The sequence below is a fragment of the [Clostridium] innocuum genome (assembly GCA_012317185.1).
GTDB lineage: Bacteria > Bacillota_I > Bacilli_A > Erysipelotrichales > Erysipelotrichaceae > Clostridium_AQ > Clostridium_AQ innocuum.
In genome coordinates, this window is the sequence record CP048838.1 from 823,735 (window position 1) to 844,127 (window position 20,393).

The 20,393-nt window shown below is 40.9% G+C and carries 16 protein-coding genes, 1 tRNA gene and 3 pseudogenes; 13 read left to right on the forward strand and 7 right to left on the reverse strand.

Annotation, left to right across the window (positions count from 1 at the left end):
• The first annotated feature begins 219 nt into the window (after positions 1-219).
• The 4 genes and pseudogenes from G4D54_04090 to G4D54_04105 all read left to right on the forward strand — a co-directional run bounded on the left by G4D54_04090 (position 220) and on the right by G4D54_04105 (position 5,269).
• Positions 220-1,033 (forward strand): annotated as a pseudogene (locus G4D54_04090) (hypothetical protein).
• Between the two features lie 25 nt (positions 1,034-1,058).
• A complete protein-coding gene (locus G4D54_04095) occupies positions 1,059-4,523 on the forward strand; it encodes a hypothetical protein (protein QJA01664.1) in 3,465 nt (1,154 codons plus the stop codon).
• Between the two features lie 325 nt (positions 4,524-4,848).
• Positions 4,849-5,124, forward strand: a pseudogene (locus G4D54_04100) (hypothetical protein).
• A gap of 52 nt (positions 5,125-5,176) precedes the next feature.
• Positions 5,177-5,269 (forward strand): annotated as a pseudogene (locus G4D54_04105) (integrase).
• A 142-nt stretch (positions 5,270-5,411) separates the two neighbouring features.
• Here G4D54_04105 and G4D54_04110 read toward each other — a convergent pair.
• The 5 genes from G4D54_04110 to G4D54_04130 all read right to left on the reverse strand — a co-directional run bounded on the left by G4D54_04110 (position 5,412) and on the right by G4D54_04130 (position 8,286).
• Positions 5,412-5,488 (reverse strand) — tRNA-Arg (locus tag G4D54_04110).
• 377 nt (positions 5,489-5,865) lie between these two features.
• Positions 5,866-6,465: a GNAT family N-acetyltransferase gene (locus tag G4D54_04115; protein QJA01665.1), complete on the reverse strand. Its 600-nt coding sequence runs from the start codon at positions 6,463-6,465 to the stop codon at positions 5,866-5,868.
• A 63-nt stretch (positions 6,466-6,528) separates the two neighbouring features.
• Positions 6,529-7,158 carry a CPBP family intramembrane metalloprotease gene (locus G4D54_04120; GenBank protein QJA01666.1) on the reverse strand — a complete coding sequence of 210 codons (630 nt, stop codon included), beginning with the start codon at positions 7,156-7,158 and terminating at the stop codon, positions 6,529-6,531.
• Between the two features lie 61 nt (positions 7,159-7,219).
• Entirely contained in the window at positions 7,220-7,645 is a 426-nt protein-coding gene (locus G4D54_04125; GenBank protein ID QJA01667.1) for a VOC family protein, read from the reverse strand.
• A 56-nt stretch (positions 7,646-7,701) separates the two neighbouring features.
• A complete protein-coding gene (locus G4D54_04130) occupies positions 7,702-8,286 on the reverse strand; it encodes a flavodoxin family protein (protein QJA01668.1) in 585 nt (194 codons plus the stop codon).
• Positions 8,287-8,516: 230 nt separating this feature from the next.
• Here G4D54_04130 and G4D54_04135 point away from each other — a divergent pair, with 230 nt between their 5' ends.
• From G4D54_04135 to G4D54_04175, 9 genes are all read left to right on the forward strand, one after another.
• Positions 8,517-9,233, forward strand: a complete 717-nt coding sequence (locus G4D54_04135; GenBank protein QJA01669.1) for a hypothetical protein — start codon at positions 8,517-8,519, stop codon at positions 9,231-9,233.
• Between the two features lie 500 nt (positions 9,234-9,733).
• Complete coding sequence (locus G4D54_04140) at positions 9,734-11,191, forward strand: hypothetical protein (GenBank protein ID QJA01670.1); 1,458 nt, start codon at positions 9,734-9,736, stop codon at positions 11,189-11,191.
• Between the two features lie 5 nt (positions 11,192-11,196).
• Positions 11,197-12,375 (forward strand): FAD-dependent oxidoreductase, encoded by a 1,179-nt coding sequence (locus G4D54_04145; protein ID QJA01671.1) that lies wholly within the window; start codon positions 11,197-11,199, stop codon positions 12,373-12,375.
• A gap of 27 nt (positions 12,376-12,402) precedes the next feature.
• Positions 12,403-14,214 carry a thioredoxin gene (locus G4D54_04150; GenBank protein ID QJA01672.1) on the forward strand — a complete coding sequence of 604 codons (1,812 nt, stop codon included), beginning with the start codon at positions 12,403-12,405 and terminating at the stop codon, positions 14,212-14,214.
• A gap of 28 nt (positions 14,215-14,242) precedes the next feature.
• Entirely contained in the window at positions 14,243-14,902 is a 660-nt protein-coding gene (locus G4D54_04155) for a Crp/Fnr family transcriptional regulator (protein QJA01673.1), read from the forward strand.
• Between the two features lie 427 nt (positions 14,903-15,329).
• The gene (locus tag G4D54_04160) at positions 15,330-16,040 is read left to right on the forward strand and encodes a hypothetical protein (protein QJA01674.1); all 711 of its coding nucleotides are present in this window, start codon (positions 15,330-15,332) and stop codon (positions 16,038-16,040) included.
• Between the two features lie 356 nt (positions 16,041-16,396).
• Positions 16,397-17,197 (forward strand): KilA-N domain-containing protein, encoded by an 801-nt coding sequence (locus tag G4D54_04165; protein ID QJA01675.1) that lies wholly within the window; start codon positions 16,397-16,399, stop codon positions 17,195-17,197.
• A 337-nt stretch (positions 17,198-17,534) separates the two neighbouring features.
• Positions 17,535-17,798: a helix-turn-helix transcriptional regulator gene (locus tag G4D54_04170; protein QJA05147.1), complete on the forward strand. Its 264-nt coding sequence runs from the start codon at positions 17,535-17,537 to the stop codon at positions 17,796-17,798.
• Positions 17,799-17,956: 158 nt separating this feature from the next.
• Positions 17,957-18,931 carry a Gfo/Idh/MocA family oxidoreductase gene (locus tag G4D54_04175; protein ID QJA01676.1) on the forward strand — a complete coding sequence of 325 codons (975 nt, stop codon included), beginning with the start codon at positions 17,957-17,959 and terminating at the stop codon, positions 18,929-18,931.
• Positions 18,932-19,298: 367 nt separating this feature from the next.
• Here G4D54_04175 and G4D54_04180 read toward each other — a convergent pair whose 3' ends face one another.
• Together G4D54_04180 and G4D54_04185 are read right to left on the reverse strand one after the other, a co-directional pair.
• Complete coding sequence (locus G4D54_04180; protein ID QJA05148.1) at positions 19,299-19,661, reverse strand: hypothetical protein; 363 nt, start codon at positions 19,659-19,661, stop codon at positions 19,299-19,301.
• A 6-nt stretch (positions 19,662-19,667) separates the two neighbouring features.
• A complete protein-coding gene (locus tag G4D54_04185) occupies positions 19,668-20,132 on the reverse strand; it encodes a DeoR/GlpR transcriptional regulator (protein QJA01677.1) in 465 nt (154 codons plus the stop codon).
• Positions 20,133-20,393 lie beyond the last annotated feature (261 nt).

Genomic DNA, 20,393 nt, shown 5'->3' on the forward strand with positions numbered 1-20,393 from the left:
CACCCTTTTATATCATGATTGATTATGCTATTTGCCTTTAAAACGATCAGAGGATAACGTGGAGATTTCAAGAAATATTATATTTTAAAAGTTGTGCAGATTTTGGAAAAGCGATTTAGTTGTAATCTGAAATTTTATATAGGTAACGAAGCTTATTATGCAATCAGGTTATTATTAGGTTTTCGAAAGTGAGTGATTGATAATGAGAGGTCTGAAGTAGATACGGGAAAGGATTTCCATTTTCGAGTATACCTTCAGGATACAAAAATTAACGGCTTGTTCGGTGATATAAGCTACAAGAGAGGTGTGAAGCATGGGGGAAAGTCTGCCATAAATCTTTCATTAGGAACAGCGTATGAAGTTGTTAAGGTTGAAAGCAATCAGGATGGTTATATCACAACCTCAAAAGGTGCAAAAGGCAAGATTACAACGAATGCTTCTACAGCGGAATTCCTTAATACGAAGAACAGTATGCCAACAGAGTCTGAGGTTAAAACCGGAAGTCTGATGATTTCCAATACAGCAGCCGGAAATAAAGAAGAAAAGAAATATTTACCGTGACTCTGCGTGATAAGAGAGTCACGGGTGCTTATGGAGACATGAGATTTAAGCAGGGTGTAGCGAACATTGTTTTGAAGCATAAGAGAGTATTACTGCTAAAGGTCTTCCTTCCGGAATTCGTTATACAGTAGAGGATACCGATAACAACAAAGCCTACAAGGTGGAAAAATCGGGAGAAACTGGAATTATTAAGGAGGGAGAACTAGCTTTTGCTAAGTTTTTGTATTACAGAAAGGATAGTGTTGGTATTGATGATGGTTTAAAGGATAATATAACAAGTCCTTCCTGGCATAATGAAAAGGATAATGATTTGAAATCTTCGGTGAATGTGAAAACACCAGAGACAAAGATAAAAGAAGTACCGGTAACCGGTGATAAATCTAACAGATTGCTTTGGGTGTTATTCTTAGTAGCTTCGGGTATAGTGATTTCTATTTTAACAGTTTTAAAAAAAGAAAATAAGATTTGTAAATTACTTCTGAAAGGGGAAAAAGAGTATGAGAAAAAGATTATTAAGCCTGCTGCTATGTTCAGTTATGTTTTGCGGTCTTATCCCTCAGGGGACAATGATAGCTTCCGCTTTAGCAGAGAATGGTCTGTGCGAACATCATAATTTGCATACTGAAGATTGCGGTTACAGCGAGGGTGTGGAAGGCAGCCCATGCACCCATGAACATACAGAGGATTGCTACATCATTGAAACGAATTGCATTCATTCACACGACGAAACTTGTTATTCTGGTGAAATCTCTGCGGATAACAACGCTACCCCGTCCAATGCGGACGAGGGAGCGCCAACTGAATGTATTCATGTTTGCAGCGAAGAATGCGGATGTACTACAAAGAATTTGAACTGTACCCATGCGCATGGCGAAAGCTGTGGTTATATGGAAATGGTTGAGGATACACCATGTGCTTTCGTGTGCGAGATCTGTTCAAAGCAGCAAACAAATGCAATAGACGATTCCGAAGCAAATACATTCCGGGTTTCATCAGATAAAGAATTTATCAATGCAGTTAAACAAATCAACAATGGTATTGATGATGCAACGTATGTAATAGAAATGACGGATGATATTACAATTACAAACGACTCACACACTGGAAATAACGCTTCATTAGAATTCATAAAAGGTATGACAACGATTTATGGAAATGGTCATACTCTCAAATCAAGGTTTAATTCATACAGTTTGATTTTTGCAAACGATAGTGCTGTTGTAAATCTCGGATCAGCAGGTGAGGTTGAAAAAAGCAAGCTGATTATAGAGGCAGGTGTGAGGCTTCCTGACCTTTTAGGAATAGGTGATTGTGCAACTGTCAATGTGTACGAGGGTGTTGTTTTTCAGAATAACAACGCAATGGGCAGACCGGGTGGTGCAATTTCAGTTGGAGAATTAGGTGTATCAACAAATGCAACGTTAAATATGTATGGTGGAGCAATCCGAAACTGCCAAGATACATATACGGGATATGGCGGTGCTGTTTTTGTTGGTACGAATGCAAAGTTTAATATGTCTGGCGGTATCATTGAGAATAATAAGGGTAATTATGGCGGAGGCGTCTGCAGCATTGGCACCTTTACTATGACAGGCGGAGTTATTCAAAATAATACAGCATCTAAAATGGGGGATGATATCTATTCAGAGGGTACTGTAAATGTTTCTGTTACTGCAAGTAAAGAAAACGGCTTTGGCGTTTTGACATCGACCGGAAAACAGATCACAGGATGGTTTGAAGATGGTTATAATTGGGACTCCAATCGCTGGGATGTAGATAGTTACTGCAAAGAGATTTCTGCTGAAGAAGCTTCCAAACAAAATTCTATTGCACTCAAAGCAGCACATAGTGCGCCTGAACCTGGCAGCTTGACAATTACACCGGTTTCTGTTACCAGCTATGTGGGCGGACAATCCGCCAGCGGCAACCACATCCCTACTTTGCGCTTCAAGGTAGAGGGGTTGCCAGAGGGCGCCGCCATCGCCGGAACGAATCCAAGCATGGTCATAACCATGCATCTGGAAAACGACAAAGTCGTGGAAGGTCATGAGAGTGAGGAAAGCTGGACTCTGCTTCCCCTGAAAGCAGATACCGGCGCAGAAACGCCGATTTACTATTTCCCGACTCTGGAATCGGGTCTGAAGCTGGATAAGGGCAACTCTGATGATTTGGGTTTGACGGGCGATTTTCTGAAAATGACAAGCATAAGCAATACCGGCTCCAGTGCGGGCAGGTATAAGATTGAGCTGACCGGCGATTGGTATATTACGGCAGAATATGAGGGACAGAGTTATCGGGTTCAGGTGGAAACTCCGGAGGATGTTTATTACACCTCCCGGTATGTATCCAATAAGGGAAACAATGGCGACCTGCCTGACGGCGTTGATATTTATGATAATCCCGAATATTTCCTGTCTCCGATTGTAACGGATGAAGATGATGTTACGACATTAGTCACAACGGACGCCGAGGGCAACCCTTTGGATAAGCCTGTTCGCCGGGGTGTTGTCGTAATTCCAGAGGATGCAGCATTTTATACCAATGGTAAAAGTTCCGGCTTAGGCAGTCCTATCGGTATTGATGAAGACAGCGAACCGCTGATTAGTCTGTTCTTTGACGATACGGTGTCGCTGTCATCTGAGGTAGATGACAAGAAGATCGAGGAATATCAGATGAAGCATGCGCAGGAATGCGCTGCGGATAGCCGATTTGGTGGCGAGACGTATTCCTTTGACGGCTGGGACTATAACTTCCGTTATCTTGACCTTGTCAATGCTAGTGATGGCAACTCATGGGTGTCCTGCGATAAGGATATCACTGTGTACTGGCCTTACCCATTTGCAACAATGGATTGTTATGAGGATTATGAATATCAGATTCTGCACTTCAAAGGAATGGAGCGTGAATATTCTGCTTCTTTATCGGATAAAGCCGACGAATGGGGCGAGGCGATCATGCATGCTCTAGGCAATGAGGTCAAAGTTGAGAAGTTAGATGTAGAGCTTACCGAAAAGGGTCTTAAATTCGTGCTGCCCGCAGATGAAGAGGGAAATAACATGTCCCCCTTTGTGCTGATGTGGAAACCTGTTGATAACCCTGAACCAGAAAAATACGGCAGTCTGACCGTATCAAAAATGGTGGCAGGAAATGCGGGAGAAAAAGATAAAGACTTCCATTTCATCGTAACTCTCGGCGATACTACAATCACTGGTACATACGGAGAGATAAAGTTTACTGGCGGCATGGCAGAGTTCACCCTGAGGCATGGAGAAAGCAAAACAGCAGCCAATCTACCAGCAGGCATAGAGTATGAAGTAACTGAAACAGAAGAAAATCAGGACGGCTATGTAACCTCTAAAACAGATGATACAGGAACAATCACAAAAGGTGTGAAAGAAACAGCTGTATTTACAAATACGAAAGATGTAACACCGCCAGAACCTGAAACAGGCGATTTGACCGTATCAAAGATAGTAACAGGAAATGCTGGGGATAAAAATAAGGACTTCAACTTTACTGTAACGTTAAGCGATAAGACAATCAGCGGAGTATATGGGGATTTGGAATTTACTGACGGTGTCGCAACGTTCACCTTGAAGCATGGAGAAAGCAAAACAGCAATCAATCTATCAGCAGGCATAGATTATGAAGTAACTGAAACAGAAGAAAATCAGGACGGCTATGTAACCTCTAAAAAAGATGATACAGGAACAATCACAAAAGATGTGAAAGGAACGGCTGTATTTATAAATGCAAAAGATGTAACACCGCCAGAACCTGAAAATCCTGATAAGCCTTACACTCCTGTTATCACTGATACGCCAAATCAAGATGTATTAACTCCTAAAACTGGAGACAATACGAACTTGAAATTCTATATGTCATTGTTTATCATGAGTGGTTTATTTCTTGTGATATTAGAAGTGATGTATAGAAAGAGAATCTGTAAAAAAGATAATTAGACTTTAATATGATTATTGAGATACCGTATGTCTAACATGATGTTTCCAGATACTTGAGAAAGTGCTTTAAGGAGGATTAACGTTATGGAAAGCTTTAAGTACAATGCTACACAATCAAATACGATATAATTAAACTTCATTAGAAAATGAACACAATACAGTTTAAAGGCTCGTACAAACTATATGCTTTTTGCGGGCTTTTTTAATGCAGAAATTTTTTCATATTTTTTCCGGTTTCAACTTAACCAATCACACTAATCATTCCCTATATGGTGCGGAAAGAGGGATAAACACTTTTCACGTCATAACGGAAGGGGTGGGATTGATGAAATTGTCTGATTTCCAGAAAACTCTTCAATGTCGTTTTGACAGTTGTTTGAAGAAAGTTGTCCGTCATGCTGTTAAGGACTATCAGCAAGATTGAAGCGGCGAAAAGAAAAAAAATTTCGTTTTGTGAACTTCCAGAAATCATAGTTGAAAACTTGGTTGTCTGGGACGACTACGAAACAGACTATACGATTTTCAATGTATGCGGTAAAATGATATTCGTGTCTATGATGAATCGGCAGAAGCCTTGAAACAGTTACCCGAACGTAACTGAGAAACTTTGTTGATGTATTACTTTTTGGAAATGAATAATGTAGATTTTGCCAAAAGAAGCACAGATAATAAAAGACCTAAACAACGGTATCGACACAGCCGGTGGTAAAATGATAGTTTGCCAGATTTACGACAAGAAAAACAGCCTATTGTACGAATATGGCAAACAAAAGAATGAATCCAAACACTTATATTTAATGGGACATACTAACATAGCCATGATACTTGGATATTACATTGTATAAGGTATAGAAAAAAGCCCTGAACAACAGGGCTTCTATAATATTCTGGCGCACCCGACAGGGATCGAACCTGCAACCGTCAGAATCGGAATCTGATACTCTATCCAATTGAGCTACGGGCACATCATTTGCAGGATTCATTATATCATAAAATTAAGGTGGCGGCTACTTAAAATTTCTATTTTGATATCATTTTGACATTATCATTGGAATACTCACAATCTGTCTTAGGGGTGTTGAAAAGCTGAATTCTCATAATGTCACACTTCTGTGTTTATAGCTTATGGTACTCCATAGTGAATAGATTTAGACAACTGAAGGAAACGTGAGATCGATAAAGACGGTAAAGCATTGCAAGATTTTATGCAGGAAAAATCCATTTACCTGTTCTGCTTTGATTTTCAGGTATTTTGGAACGTCGCTTTTCATCAGCATGCTTAACAAAAAAAATTATTGTTATATACGTACCAATGTGAATTAAACAGTAAAATCTATTATAATTATTTCTTATCAAATTCTAATTTCTCTATGAAATGATTGCTATACATATTCCAATACGTTTTATACACAAAATCCTCATTACCATCAAAATTGAGCTGATACATTCTGAATATAACAGGCAAATCTTTTGGCTGCCATTGTTCTTCATAGGAATAACGATATGTCATCCCTACCCTTCGCATAACATTCCCACTTCTCGGGTTGTTTTTATCGTGCGTTGCCGTAATATAAGGCAAACCATCTTTTTTCACTTGCTTTATGACTGCTTTACCTGCTTCTGTAACAATTCCCCTATGCCAAAACTCCTGACGAAGTCCATAACCAAAGTCATGATGTTCTTCCATATCAACATTGACATAGCCTATAGGAAAATTATCTTCTTTTAAACAGATTGCATACGCATATGCCTGCGGCTGTACATATTTCAAAGCATACCTTTCTTCATAAAATTTTCTTGTTTCCTCTAAATTTTTCAAGGGATACCATGGTAAGAATTTATTGACTTCCTCATCTTTCAAAATGAGAAAAAGAGCTTTCATATCCTTATCTGTAAATTTTCTTAAAATCAAACGTTTTGTTATTAACACAGGTGTATTCACGTTATCAACCTCCATAATTCCTTGTTTTAAGTTCGATAAACTGGAATTTGTAGCGTGATATTACTACAAAATAAAATATGGTATCCATTGATTTAAACTGTCGTTTATGGCGTGTCCAAACATACATGGGAAAATAGAACGATTATTAGAATTGAATTTCACTTTACAATAAAGTAAAGAGATAACAAAAGCTATTACAACATTCATGATACTTCCATTATAGACATGAACTAATGCAAATACAAAAGAGGTCAATAGGATACTAATATTTTCATTATAGTTTTTATTAAAATTTTCTAATAAAAATCCTCTAAATATAATTTCTTCTGAAGGTGCAACAATGAGAAAATAATAAATGGTTTGTGTAATGCAGATTGTTAGAGAAGTTTTTGGTGGAAACATAGTATCAAGATTACCACAATTCAACACAATCATTAAAAACATAGGGATTAAAGCTACTATAATTCCTACAATCCATGCAATTGGCTTGATTGGTTTGATTATCCCCATATCCTTTAAACTTAAATTTTGTCTTTTAGATAAAATGAACACAATACTCACCTCAATAATACTAATCGTTATTCCAAATATTCGTCTTTCAATATAGTTAAGAGTATTAAATAGCATAGTAATCAAACCGAGAAATACTATAATACTAATAACAAACAAATTGCTTTTAATATATTTATTCATTTTTATTCTTCTCCATAATTTCTAAGTTGTCTTGTTTATAACTGTTCACTAGAGTAAGAAATCAACAATCAATTTCAGCTATTTCAAGAATATTTCCATCAGGGTCTTTAATGTTAAAGTACCAATACGGAAGATGAACATTTACATACATCATTTGGGATACTTCTCCAATATGTAAAAATTTTAACCGCTCATGCTCTAACTTTAAATTTTCAACCTCAAAATTCAAAATTATAATATTGTTCTTTTTACCTGAATCTTCTTTATAAAAATCATCAATGTAGGCTTGATTAAAGCATTCCTCACCAGCTTTTTCTAGTAGCTTTTCATCAAACGCTTTATTATATAATGAAATACTATTTCCACAATCAAATGTAACCCACCTATCGTCGTTGGTATAGATAGGTTTCGATTGTAAAAGCAGTTCATAAAAATTCATTAACTTTTTCATATTCTCTACACATATATACGTTGTACCTAATTTCATTATCCTAATCACCTCTTCAACTTCTAATTTTATAACTCTGCAATCTCGAAGTTGTACTATTCACTATAAATACTTTTTCCAAAATTATAGGCTTTTATAAGATGGTGTGTTTTATCAATTTGAGGTTTTCCGGATGTTCCCCCACATCCACCAGCTAGTAACATACCTTTATCATTAAAGCCAATATAATTTATGATTGCAAAATTGTAATAAGATACCGCCTGTTCATATGTCCAAAAGAAATTATCTGCAGATGTCATAAGTAAAGCGGCATCTTTTATCGGATACCTTTCATATCGTCCCAAAGGCGGATTTGGGTCTTCCTCTGCAATGCAATAAAACCTCTCGATAAATGCCTTGATTTTAGAAGAGAGTGTCCAGAATAATAAGGGAGATGCAAAAACGATTAAATCAGCAGCTTTAATTTTTGGAATAAGTTCAAGAAACCCATCCTTTTGTACACATTCTTTTCCATGACGGCAGGCATTGCACCCTATACGACCCCGTACTTCTATTGTATTAAGAGAAATTTTTTCAACACTATGTCCTGCCTCTTTTGCTCCTTGAATAAACGAATCTACTAATTGACTTGTATTTCCATTAACGCGACCTCCACCTTGTATCACAAGAATATTTTTCATTGGCGTCTCCTTTCATATTCCCGATTCCTATGAACTCATTTTACCATAATAGTTATCTATAAAATAAAAATATTGAAAAACTTTCTTGTCTAATCAGTTTTATCTTATTATAAAGCCGTACCTGCCGCAGTATACGGAAGGTGTCGCCATACTACGGGGAGTTACATACAGCGGTATCCATAATAGAATCAGCTTCTGATTAAAAACAGCTGACAGAGTATAGCTAATAAATGGAAGACAATTCAGCTATCCTCGTGTACAATAAAGGAAAGAAGGAGTGCGTGGCGTATTTAACCGACATGCAAATGTATACTGTAACTATGAAGAACATTGGATACTGTATAATGCTGCTCCTGCTGTGCTGTGCCTGCAGTGCTCAGCCTAACAGAGATGCAGAGGAATTTCAGAAAGACAAGGATACCGTAGCACAACTGGATACCGCGTTAAAAAAGCTGGAAGACGCAGAAAGCTTTCATTTAAAGCAGGAGAATGATAAAGGACAGCTTGTGGATATGAGTATTCGTAAATCCGGCAGCAGGCAGGATACTACAGCCAAGCCAAATGATGTATATGCCCCTTATGAATTCAGCGGCACCTATACGGATGAAAAGGGAACTGCTTTTCATATCGAACAGACAAAGCAGTCAGGGCTTATGGCAGAGGTGAATATAGCGGATACCCGTCTGCTGTCCTTGGGCTTCAACACCATACGCTGGGATAAACAGGCCCTTGAACAAGCACTGGAGGATTCTGCACTGGAGGATTATGTACGTATCTGCGAAATGGATGATGATCATATGCACACCTGTAAAGTAAACGAGCTGACGGTGACCTTTAAAACGGATACTGCAGGTTATCTCATCTATCATAAAAGCAGCAGAGATCAAATTGATCGCAGCTATACGAATGTGAATAAGGAACAGGTGCTTTTCATGAATAAGACATAAAGCGGAAATCATAAATATCAGCTTGATGATTTATCGGCGGAGAACTGTAGACCTATCGTGTATGAAAACCTGTAACGTAAGGTTGATCATCTCAAAGCTTTATATTATATTTGTATACCGCTAACATGGAAATCAGAGCTTCGATAACGATTGTACGCAGCGATCGTAACGAAGTTTTTTTGTATCCTGCCATATTTTTTTTCCGGTCCATATCACACACATTCGTTATATCTGACTATCCTGTCTACGAGACAGGCCCTTTTTTCGCTAATCCTGGTTACGCTGCCGCTCTGCAGCCCTTAGACCATACCCGAATCCGCTGTTCTCAATCCGGAAGGCTCATCATATTCTGTACTGTTCACCCGGCTTCTTTCTTGTGAAAAATCACTGTTTTTTAATTTGTTATTTTATTCACAAAAAGTGAGAAACTGTTGGAATACCAACATGTAACAGGAAAAAGGGAGTGTTATCATAGGGGTGGATCCAAGGTTGGTGGCTATATGAAAAGGAACGATGTAAACGCTTTATTGAAATTCCATATGCATCAGGAATTCGCCGTACTGCCCATCGTATTGTATGTACTGCTGAGCGGTATCATCATGATCTGTTTTCATTATTACTCTATGAAGGCGCTGATTCTGGCAGCGGTACTTGCCATTCTGAGCGGCTTCCTCCTGTGTGCCGACAAGGCGCATTACTGGGATGCCGTTGTTCGCGGTCTTGCCCAGTACGGCAATGCCAGACTGATTATGATCTTCATGGTGATCGGTATCTTTTCCAGGCTTCTTGCTGTCGGACAGATTGGCTCCGGCTTTGTCTGGATCGGCATGCATCTGCATTTGAGCGGAGGAAGCTTTACCGTTTTCTGTTTTCTTGTATCCTCGCTTATTTCCATGGGTGCAGGTGCACCGATTGCGGCACTTCTGGCCGTTGTACCGATTTTTTATCCGGCAGGTGTGCTGATGGGCGCTGATCCTGCGATTCTGACAGGGGCTATGCTGAGCGGCATTTTCTTCGGGGACGCACTCTCCCCAAGCTCTCAGGTCATTCATACGACGATTGCCTCCCAGCATGATCCTGTTACAAACAAGAGTGCTGATCTTCTGTGCGTGATGAAACAGCGTCTGCCGTATCTTCTAATCGCAGGTATTCTGTCCGCTATCCTGTTTTATGCTTTCGGAACCAGTGGAAACGCACAGAATCCCGAGCTGCTTGCGAGCATGTGCAATCCGAAGGGACTGTGGATGCTGCTGCCGATTCTTCTGCTGCTGGCCATCTGCTTCAGGACGAGAAATTTATTTATCGGTGTTACGTATGCGATTCTGGCAGGAATCGTTGTCGGAATCGCCACCGGATTGTTTCAGTTCTCCGATTTGATCAGTATTCAGTATGAAACGCAGGCGCTGCACGGTATTTTGTTTGACGGCTTATCCGGTGTGGTGGATATCATCATTTCCACCATCCTCCTCTATGGTCTGATTGCGATTGCCGTAGAGGGCGGTATGATGGAAAAATGCTGCAATTATCTTACATCGCGAAAAGCGGTACAGCGTGCATGTGGTGGTGAAGCTGTGATTTGCCTTGGCGTCGGTATCGTTAACATTCTGCTGGCAGGCTGTGTGCTTCCATCGATTCTCATGTTCAAGGATATCGCGGATACCATCGGAAAAAGGACCGGGATTTCAGCGGAGCGCAGAAGCATCCTGCTAACTGCAATGACAACCAATATAACAGCAATCATCCCTATCAACAGTGCCTTTGTGATGGGGGCTGTCACCGTGATCAACCAGCTGGCCGCAAATCATACCTATCTGCCGGTTGTCACACCGTTTCAAATATTCCTGTCCTCTTATTACTGCCTGCTTTTGACACTGGTATGTATCATCTGGGTCATGCTTGGTGCAGAAAGAGAAGGAGAACATAGCTATATAAGGAAATACCATCATGCAAAGGAGTGAGATATATGGAAAAGCGCTATGATGTCATCATTATCGGAGGAGGGCCAGCCGGTCTGGCAGCTGCCATCTATACAGGAAGAGCCGGACGAAAAACCCTCATGATTGAGAAGGGAAGCTTTGGCGGCCGCATTAACGATACCAGGGAAATCCGAAATTATCCGGGTGTTATCTCTGACAGCGGTGCCAATCTGATGCAGAAATTTAAAGCACATGCCCAGTCGTATGCCACAAATGTCTTCAAGCGGACAACGGTAACCGGTCTGGAAGCAAGGGAGGACGGCACGCTTCTTGTACACACAAAGCGACGCGGAGATTTTGTCGGTGACTGTGTGATTCTGGATACGGGGACAAAGCCGAGGGTTCTCGGTATTCCGAATGAAATCGAGCTGGCCGGACATGGTGTTGCCTATTGCGCCACCTGTGATGCGGAGTTTTTCCGGGATAAGGAAATCTATGTGCTGGGAGCCGGAGATCAGGCAATCGAGGAAAGCGGATATCTGACCAATTTCGCAAAAAAGGTAACCGTCATCGTTCTGCATGAGGAGGGTCATCTGGACTGCAATGAAATGGCGGCGAATGAGGCCTATGCCAACCCGAAAATAGAATTCGTCTGGAACACCACCCTGCAGGAGATTCTGGGGGAGGAGGAGGTCCGCGGACTCATCCTGAAAAACGTTGTCAGCGGTGAAACGCGGGAAGTAAAGGCGGATGGTATCTTCTTCTTTGTCGGGATGGTACCGCAGACGGAGTTTGTACAGGAGGTTGTCGCCTGTGATGCAAAGGGATATATTCTTGTAAATGAGAAAAAGGAAACCAGTGTTCCCGGTATTTATGCAGTGGGGGACTGTACACAGACCTATCTGCGCCAGGTGGTCACCTCAGCCGCAGACGGAGCGATTGCTGCTACGGCAAGTGAGCGGTATTGCAGGGAGAGGAATCAGCTGGAAAGCATTCTGACACCGGATTCCGGAAGAGTTGCATTCCTGTTCTATAATCCGTATGAAAGCTCACAGATTGAACAGGTAACACAGCTTGAGGAGGCCCTGAAGGATGATTATAAAGTCATTCGTCAGGATATTACAAGACAGACCCTGCTGTATCAGCTGCTGCATATGGACGGAACCTTATCCAGTGCAATGTTTGAACATGGCAAATTGATAAAAAAGAATGGTAAAGAGGCATAGCAAAACCATAGAATGGAGGAATGTAATATGGGACAGCCTTTCGTTTTTCCACACGGAGTTACCGTATATGATCCACAAAAATGCTGGAACGGGTATACGATTGTACCCTTGATCAATGACGGTGTTCTGCTGTTTGATATGAATGGCAATGAGGTGCGCAGATGGAATATGCACGCCATGCCGCCCAAGCTGCTTCCCGGCGGCTATGTGATGGGACTGAGCGGATACCGCCATCCGGATTACGGTATGCAGGATGGTGTGAATCTGATTGAAATTGATTACGATGGAAATATCGTATGGGAGTTTGACAGATTTGAACATATCAACGATCCCGGAAGAGATCACCGCTGGATGGCGCGGCAGCACCACGATTATCAACGCGAAGGCAATCCGGTCGGCTATTATGTACCGGGAATGGATGCCAAACCTTTGGAAGGTAATACCCTGATTCTGGTTCATCAGACGATTAAAAATCCGGCAATCTCCGATAAGAAGCTGCTGGATGACGCGATGATCGAGGTGGATTGGGAAGGAAATATTTTATGGAAGTGGTCGATTTCCGAGCATTTTGATGAGCTTGGATTTGATGAAGCCGCAAAGAATGTGCTGGCACGCGATCCGAATATGCGTTCCAGTGACGGCGGTGTCGGTGATTATCTGCATGTGAACTGCATGAGCTATCTCGGTCCAAACAAATGGCATGAGCAGGGAGATATGCGCTTTAAGCCGGATAATATCATCTTTGACTGCCGTGAAGCAAACATCCTTGCCATTCTGGATAAGGAAAGCGGTAAGATCGTATGGAAAATCGGCCCGGATTTCAATGCGACTCCGGAATTGAGAAAGCTTGGCTGGATCATCGGCCAGCATCATTTCCATATGATACCGAAGGGTCTTCCGGGAGAAGGAAACCTGATGGTGTTTGATAACGGAGGCTGGGGAGGCTATGGTGTTCCAAATCCGGGAAGCCGCAACGGCTCCAAGAATGCGCTGCGGGATTACAGCCGTGTGCTGGAATTTAATCCCATCACACTGGAGGTAGTGTGGAAGCTGACACCAAAGGAGTTAAATCATGCCATTCCAACCGATGCCAGCAAGTTCTACAGTCCGTATGTATCCAGCGCCCAGCGTCTTCCGAATGGAAATACCCTCGTGACAGAAGGAAGCGATGGTCGTATAATAGAGGTAACTGCAGATCATGAAATTGTATGGGAGTGGATTTCGCCATATTATACGCATAATGAAACCGGTCCGAAGAACAATATGATTTATCGCGGCTACCGCTATCCGTACAGCTATGTCCCACAGGAGCCGACACCAGAGGAAATAGCGATTCCACGCATTGACAACACGACCTTCCGTATGCCGAATGCCGGAGCATTTGGCGCAAAAACAGTGATTGATGTGGAAGGAAGCCTACCGTATTATCAGGATGTGGCACTGTGTGTGGCAACCGATGATGAGGAGGATTTGAGCCTGCGCGAAAAGGTTTTCTCTGTAGATACCGAGGTGTTTGATCCGGTTAACGGCATGGCGGAGTGGAATGATAAGGTATTGAAGCAGCAGGAGAAGCCGGTGCTTGTACTGTTTGGTGCGGAGCGCTGCGTACACTGCAAGGCGCTGCATCCGGTATTGGAGGAGGCCCTGCAGGAGGAATTTGCGAACAGCTTCCTGATTCGCTATGTGGATGTTGATGCCAATAAGGATATCGTTGCAGCCTGTCATGTACAGGGGATTCCGGTTGTGGCAGTATATCGTAACGGGGAAGAGTTACGTCGCTTTCACGGAGAGCATGATTACGATGATGTCTGTGACTTTCTGGATGCGGTGTTTGCCTGATTCTGTAAACGGATAAAGGAGGATTTCCATGCGCAAGGAACCCTATGGTCTTATGCCGATATTTGCCCACCGCTGTATGCACCATGAGATTTATGGTAAACGGCTGCAGTATGAAACCTATAAAAGCTCACAGATTCTGCATTCAATCAATGATACGATCGATCATTTCGGAATGGTTGTGGATGGCGTATTAAAGGCGGAGCAGTATACCAGTCAGGGAAGTGTGCTGTGCAGCGCCTATTTTGAGGATAACGATGTGTTTCCGGAGCTGCTGTATTTCACAGGAAAACGGCAGTATACGTATACACTTGTCGCAGTAAGACGGACCACCGTTGCCTGGATGCATGTATCCGATCTGGAGGAAATGCTGAAGGAGGATGCGGAAATGATGACGGCGTTTATGCTGTATCTGTCAAAACGGGGATTGCGCAATCAGATGCTGCTGAGCTGTCTGCTGTATCAGACGATTCAAAAGCGCGTGGCATACTGGCTGTTGAGTATGAACCATTTATCAGAAAATGAACGCATACCGCTCCCGCGTTCCCAGACAATCTGGGCGAATACGCTGCATGTGAGCCGTTCCTCCCTAAATCAGGAGCTGAAGCGCATGGAAAAGGAAGGAATCTTTCGGATTGAGGGGCATGTTTTGATTCTCCTCGATCAGAAGAGGCTGGAGGATATTTTGTAAAATCAATGAGAGGCAGGTCTTGTCTATGTTCTATCTGAGAGCGTAGAAGGCCTGTTTTTGTTATACTGGAGGCGTAATAATCCCGTATAAGACCAGTCAGGTTTAGGACTATCCATATACGAAAAAATAAGAACCTGTACCATGTGAATTCTTATGTATAACATTCCGCAATTTATGAACTTTTACCCGCAAATACATTATTATGTGCTATGATACGGTTATGTCATGTATATAAACAGATTCAGTATACGAAAAAATATACATTCATCCGGTTCTTCCATATCGAATTTTTAAAATTGCTTATGGATGATGGATGCAGAAAAGGGAATCGTGATCATGCAGGCATATTTCTGGTTGCTAGGTCAAACGATAAAGAAAAGACAGGAAGATATGGGCAGCATACGAAACCAACAGGAGGATACATACGATGTGTACAAGTATAATTTCAAACGGCAATAAAACAATCATCGGCTTCAATCTGGATATACTGGATATGGAATATCAGGTGGTGGCTGAGGAAGATAGAGTTTATATCGCTATACAGGACGATAAAGAAGGCTGGCTTCCCTTATTCGGTGCAAATTCCAGAGGGGATTTTGTAGCTATGCCGACATGCTGGCCATTCGATGAGAGAAGTAATCCTGCGGGTTCGGATAGTCTGAATATCATCAATCTGGATATTGATTTACTGCTTGGGAAAAAAACATTTGATGAAATTAAAACGATTGCTGAGCATGAAGCGGTATCGAGTGTTTTGGGTATCACCTTTCAATCACAGCTATCAGATCGCCACGGTAATGTTTTGCAAATAATTCCGGGGCAGGGAATACGATATTTACCGAAACCGAAATTCTCCGTTTTAACAAATTTTTCTCCATTCAAGGGCAGTACTGAAAAGCACCCCTGGATGGGGTTGGACAGATATGATAAGGCTGTAAGGCTGCTTGAGAATAAACGTGAGGATTTTGATGTTTCGGATTGTTTTGAGGTTTTAAGACAGACTTCACAGACGATATGTCCTACCGTGGTATCTATGGTGTTTGATATAGCGGATAATACGGTATACTGGTGTGAGAACAGAGAGTGGGGGAAGATTGAAAAAAAGAAAATTGGCGATCCGATTCCGGCAGGAGAATAGCATTTTGAGTACAGGTGTGGAATTGGTTGGAAATGAGCATTGTTTTTGATCATAAAGGACGTATACAGTACTCTTGCTGTATGTTCATGATTCGCTTGAAAAGGTGTATTCATTTTCAAGGAATTAATCCTTCTTTAAAAACGCTGTATCATGTTAATCAATCTCTTAAAATGGGCAGATAAGTATCAAAGCGATAATATGATAGAAAAGGACTTGTACAATATTCACATAAAGTTATAGAATAATGCAAGTATCAGGTTGTAGAAGAGTAAAAAATTCAGTTTAACTGAGAGAAAAATCAGAATTTGTCAGAGAAAATATTTATCAAAATTTAGGAATAAGAGGTGAATATACGTATGAGTAAACTTAACGTTGAAGGAATAGAAATACAAATCTTTAAAATTGAGGAAGATGATTACATTTCTTTAACCGATATGGTAAGAAAAATTGAAAATGGACCAGCATTAATAGAAAAGTGGCTGAGAAATAAAAACACAATTGAATTCCTTGGTATTTGGGAAGAAATGTACAATAGAGAATTTAACTCCAGTGGATATGAAGAAATATTATTAGAAGCAGGGTTAAATCGCTTTATTATGTCAGTAAAACAGTGGGTATCGCGTACTAACTCTAAGGGAATTATGGCAAAAGCAGGAAGGTATGGAGGTACATATGCTTATAAAGACATTGCTTTTGAGTTTGCAAGTTGGGTATCACCACAATTTAAACTTTATCTAATAAAAGAGTTTGATCGTCTAAAGAAAGAAGAACAGGCGTTGTTAGGATGGAGCGCAAAGCGAGAACTGGCAAAAATAAATTATCATATACATACAGATGCAATTAGAGCGAATCTTATTCCGAGTGAACTTACTTCTCAGCAAATATCTATAATTTACGCATCAGAAGCAGATGTATTAAATGTGGCATTATTTGGAATGACTGCAAAACAATGGCGTGAAAAAAATCCTAATAAAAGAGGAAATATTAGAGATTATGCAAATATAAATGAATTAATCTGTATTTCTAATATGGAAAATATAAATGCTGTTCTAATAGAAGATGGATTAAATCAAAGTGAACGCTTGGTGAAACTCAATAAAATTGCAATACATCAAATGTCTATATTGGAGGAGCGGACTACGAAAGTACTGAGATAATTTAATTCCCTCGAATTCGGGGGAATTAAACACACAAAGAGTGACATTGGATTTATCAATGGAGATATAGAAATACTGTTTATGAAATCAACAAATCCCAGTTTATCAAACTGAACAAATCAGAATTTATAGAGGTATGTCAGATGATCAGATGAACACTATATTATGGATTTTGATTGCAATAGCAATATTATGATAAAGTAAATTAGAAATTTATAAGTTCCTTATATGTAAAAAAAACGTGCAGATTTGATAATTTTAATTGGTGGAGTTTGTCCTTGTCAAGGAATATAATAAGGCTACAAACCAACAAGGAGGAAAATCAGAGGAAAATCAAATGAATTTAGGTAACAATTTATTTCAGGCAAGAAAAAGGTGTGGGCTTTCGCAGGAGGATGTGGCGGAAAAGCTGGGGGTAAGCAGACAGACTGTTTCGAAATGGGAAACGGATGAAACAGTTCCTGATATTCGCCAGTCTAAAAAGATGGCAATGCTTTACAGTATGTTGTTAGATGAACTGATTGATTTTGACCTTGATATAAAAGAAATTCAGGAGACTATCGACAAAACGAGTGAAGAAGCGGAAGAAAAAATCAATTAGATTCATACATAAGGATATGCTCTAAAACTATAATCAATACAGACTGCATAGAAATCAGAAACATCGTTTATCAAATAAAATTACATATTTATGAAACAGATATTCACAGAAACGGGAAGATATGCTACATTATGGGTAAGAAAGAAGAGGGAACTGTTATGAAACTGGGTATTGCAGGAGCAGGCATGATCGTTGTACAGGGTCTGCTGGAATTTGTACATGATATCAAAGGAATCGAGCTGATCGGGATTTGTGCTACAAAGCGGTCGGAGGAAAAGCTGAAGAAATTAAGTAAGGAGCATGGCATTGCTCATACATATACGGATTATGAGGAAATGCTGAAGCTGGATGAAATTGATACGGTGTATGTAGCAATCAATAACCATCTGCATTATGAATTCAGTAAAAAGGCGATTCTTGCCGGTAAGCATGTTATCTGTGAAAAGCCGTTTACGGTCCATGTGGATGAATTGAAGGAACTGATTGCACTTGCAAAGCAGCACAATGTCATGCTGCTGGAGGCGATAACCAATCAATATTATCCAAATTATCTGGAGCTGAAGAAGCAGTTGGACAGAGTGGGAAATATCCATGTGGTTTCCTGTAACTATTCGCAGTATTCTTCCCGTTATGATGCCTTTAAGCGCGGAGAAATTCTGCCTGCATTTAATGCGGATATGGCAGGCGGCGCACTGATGGACTTGAATGTATACAATGTGCATTTTAATGCAGGTCTGTTCGGGATGCCGAAGAATGTGCAGTATTTTGCAAACATCGAAAAACGCGTGGATACATCCGGTATTCTGGTGCTGGATTATGGCAGCTTTAAATCCGTATGTATTGCCGCAAAGGATTGCGAGGGACCTTCTCAGGCAGTGATTGAAGGTGAAAACGGATATCTGGAGGTGGAGGGCTCCGCCTCAGTATGCTCGGCGGTAGCTTATAAATACCGTGATACAAAGGAAGAAGGTCAATTCAATTCGCATCCGGATGTACATCGTATGAAATTTGAGTTCATCGAATTTGAACGTATTGTGCGTGAAAAGGACTGGAAACGGGTAGAGGAAGGACAGCAGGAGAGTCTGATTGTCATGGAAATCATCACACAGGCAAGAGAAAAGGCAGGGCTGTAGCTATTATCGCCTGATTCGTATTCAATAGAAACGGAAAAGGTATGCGAGGTGTGATGCAAATTCTTACTTGATTGCGGGAAATTTAAAACATGGAGAATTCAAAACGAACGTTATCTACAATCGTATTGATTTCTCCTCTTTTTTGTAAACACTTTAAAGTAAGCAGAACCTGATACAGGAGCATACCTTTTTATATACAGCTTTCCCATACCAGAAAAAATCATGCATAACAAGCTGTTCAGCGAAGAGAGGTGCCCTCATAAGATACTGTTCTTTGTGCTGTTGCAGGTATGGATGGTTGATCGTAAATGACAGTAAGGCAGCATGCAGGAAATGGGCGATGATAACAACCGATATACAGGCAGTATCAGAGAAATGAGTAAGGATAGCTACAGATTCTCCTGCTGCTGTAATTGGCTTCGATAGGAAAGTAAGCCCTCCTGATTACAAATAAGTCGTACATGATGCAGCTCGCATAGCTTCTGTAGCTGATGTGAAACAGGTCCATTGTAGATGATGACGGATAGCTGTGCCATGGACAGCTCCAGATACTGAAAGGTTTCCCCGATCTCGTATGATCCAGGAGTAAAACGGTATGATCCGCATTATCATAAAATGCCCTCTTGATCTTTGCTTCCTCTGCATCGTAATTGAAGCAGCCCTTTTCAGGATGGAATGCGGGAGCGGAAATGAAGCACCATTTCGCATGAAAGCGTCGGATATAGTCGATCGTTCCTTATCCGTAAATACTCGTTCTTTTCGGCATGTACCGTCCGCAGGTAATCTGAGCATGAAAGGTTTCATTTTCAGCGAGAATGCGTGCGTTATTGACTCCGTAGGTAAGAATAGAAAGATCCTTTTTTTCCAGCAGCTCCCTTGCCAGACAGAAGCAGGTGCTTCCACTATCAAGAAACAGCGTATCACCATCCTGTACCAGACGTGCTGCCATTCGTGCAATCTCATTCTTCTCACGGATGTTCTCTTTTTGACGGAAGGAGAAGGGCCAGTCAACCAGATCTGGATTAACATAGGAAGCCCCGCCGCGTGTTCGCTTGATAGAGCCCTCCTTCGCAAGCTGCATCAGATCTCGTCGTATCGTCGGCTCGCTTACAAAAATGGAACGTGCCAGTCTTTCCACGCTCATCGTTTTCTCATCTGCCAGCAGCTCCAGTATTTTTTTCCGTCGTTCCTCACTTAACATAGGACATACTCCTTTCCTTCGTATACTGAAATATAATTGAATTATAGCGTAATCCTTTCCGGAATGAAACAATTTCCACAGAAAATAGATAAAACGGCTGCTGCAACGTATTTGGAAACACAGAGATCGATAACTACTTCTACATATATGTATTCGATGATTGTTGAAGCAGGCTTTTATTTGCATTTAAAATCGCAGGATAACACAACTTTTATGTTACAATAAAAGAAAATCGCAAGAAACCGCAATTTGTGAAGATGG

What these genes read in the sequence shown, in the direction of transcription:
- G4D54_04095 (QJA01664.1), top strand. Translation starts at nt 1,059, where the DNA reads ATGAGAAAAAGATTATTAAGCCTGCTGCTATGTTCAGTTATGTTTTGC.
- G4D54_04120 (QJA01666.1), bottom strand. Translation starts at nt 7,158, where the DNA reads ATGAATAAATATATTAAAAGCAATTTGTTTGTTATTAGTATTATAGTA.
- G4D54_04125 (QJA01667.1), bottom strand. Translation starts at nt 7,645, where the DNA reads ATGAAATTAGGTACAACGTATATATGTGTAGAGAATATGAAAAAGTTA.
- G4D54_04130 (QJA01668.1), bottom strand. Translation starts at nt 8,286, where the DNA reads ATGAAAAATATTCTTGTGATACAAGGTGGAGGTCGCGTTAATGGAAAT.
- G4D54_04135 (QJA01669.1), top strand. Translation starts at nt 8,517, where the DNA reads ATGGAAGACAATTCAGCTATCCTCGTGTACAATAAAGGAAAGAAGGAG.
- G4D54_04140 (QJA01670.1), top strand. Translation starts at nt 9,734, where the DNA reads ATGAAAAGGAACGATGTAAACGCTTTATTGAAATTCCATATGCATCAG.
- G4D54_04145 (QJA01671.1), top strand. Translation starts at nt 11,197, where the DNA reads ATGGAAAAGCGCTATGATGTCATCATTATCGGAGGAGGGCCAGCCGGT.
- G4D54_04150 (QJA01672.1), top strand. Translation starts at nt 12,403, where the DNA reads ATGGGACAGCCTTTCGTTTTTCCACACGGAGTTACCGTATATGATCCA.
- G4D54_04155 (QJA01673.1), top strand. Translation starts at nt 14,243, where the DNA reads ATGCGCAAGGAACCCTATGGTCTTATGCCGATATTTGCCCACCGCTGT.
- G4D54_04160 (QJA01674.1), top strand. Translation starts at nt 15,330, where the DNA reads ATGTGTACAAGTATAATTTCAAACGGCAATAAAACAATCATCGGCTTC.
- G4D54_04165 (QJA01675.1), top strand. Translation starts at nt 16,397, where the DNA reads ATGAGTAAACTTAACGTTGAAGGAATAGAAATACAAATCTTTAAAATT.
- G4D54_04170 (QJA05147.1), top strand. Translation starts at nt 17,535, where the DNA reads ATGAATTTAGGTAACAATTTATTTCAGGCAAGAAAAAGGTGTGGGCTT.
- G4D54_04175 (QJA01676.1), top strand. Translation starts at nt 17,957, where the DNA reads ATGAAACTGGGTATTGCAGGAGCAGGCATGATCGTTGTACAGGGTCTG.
- G4D54_04185 (QJA01677.1), bottom strand. Translation starts at nt 20,132, where the DNA reads ATGTTAAGTGAGGAACGACGGAAAAAAATACTGGAGCTGCTGGCAGAT.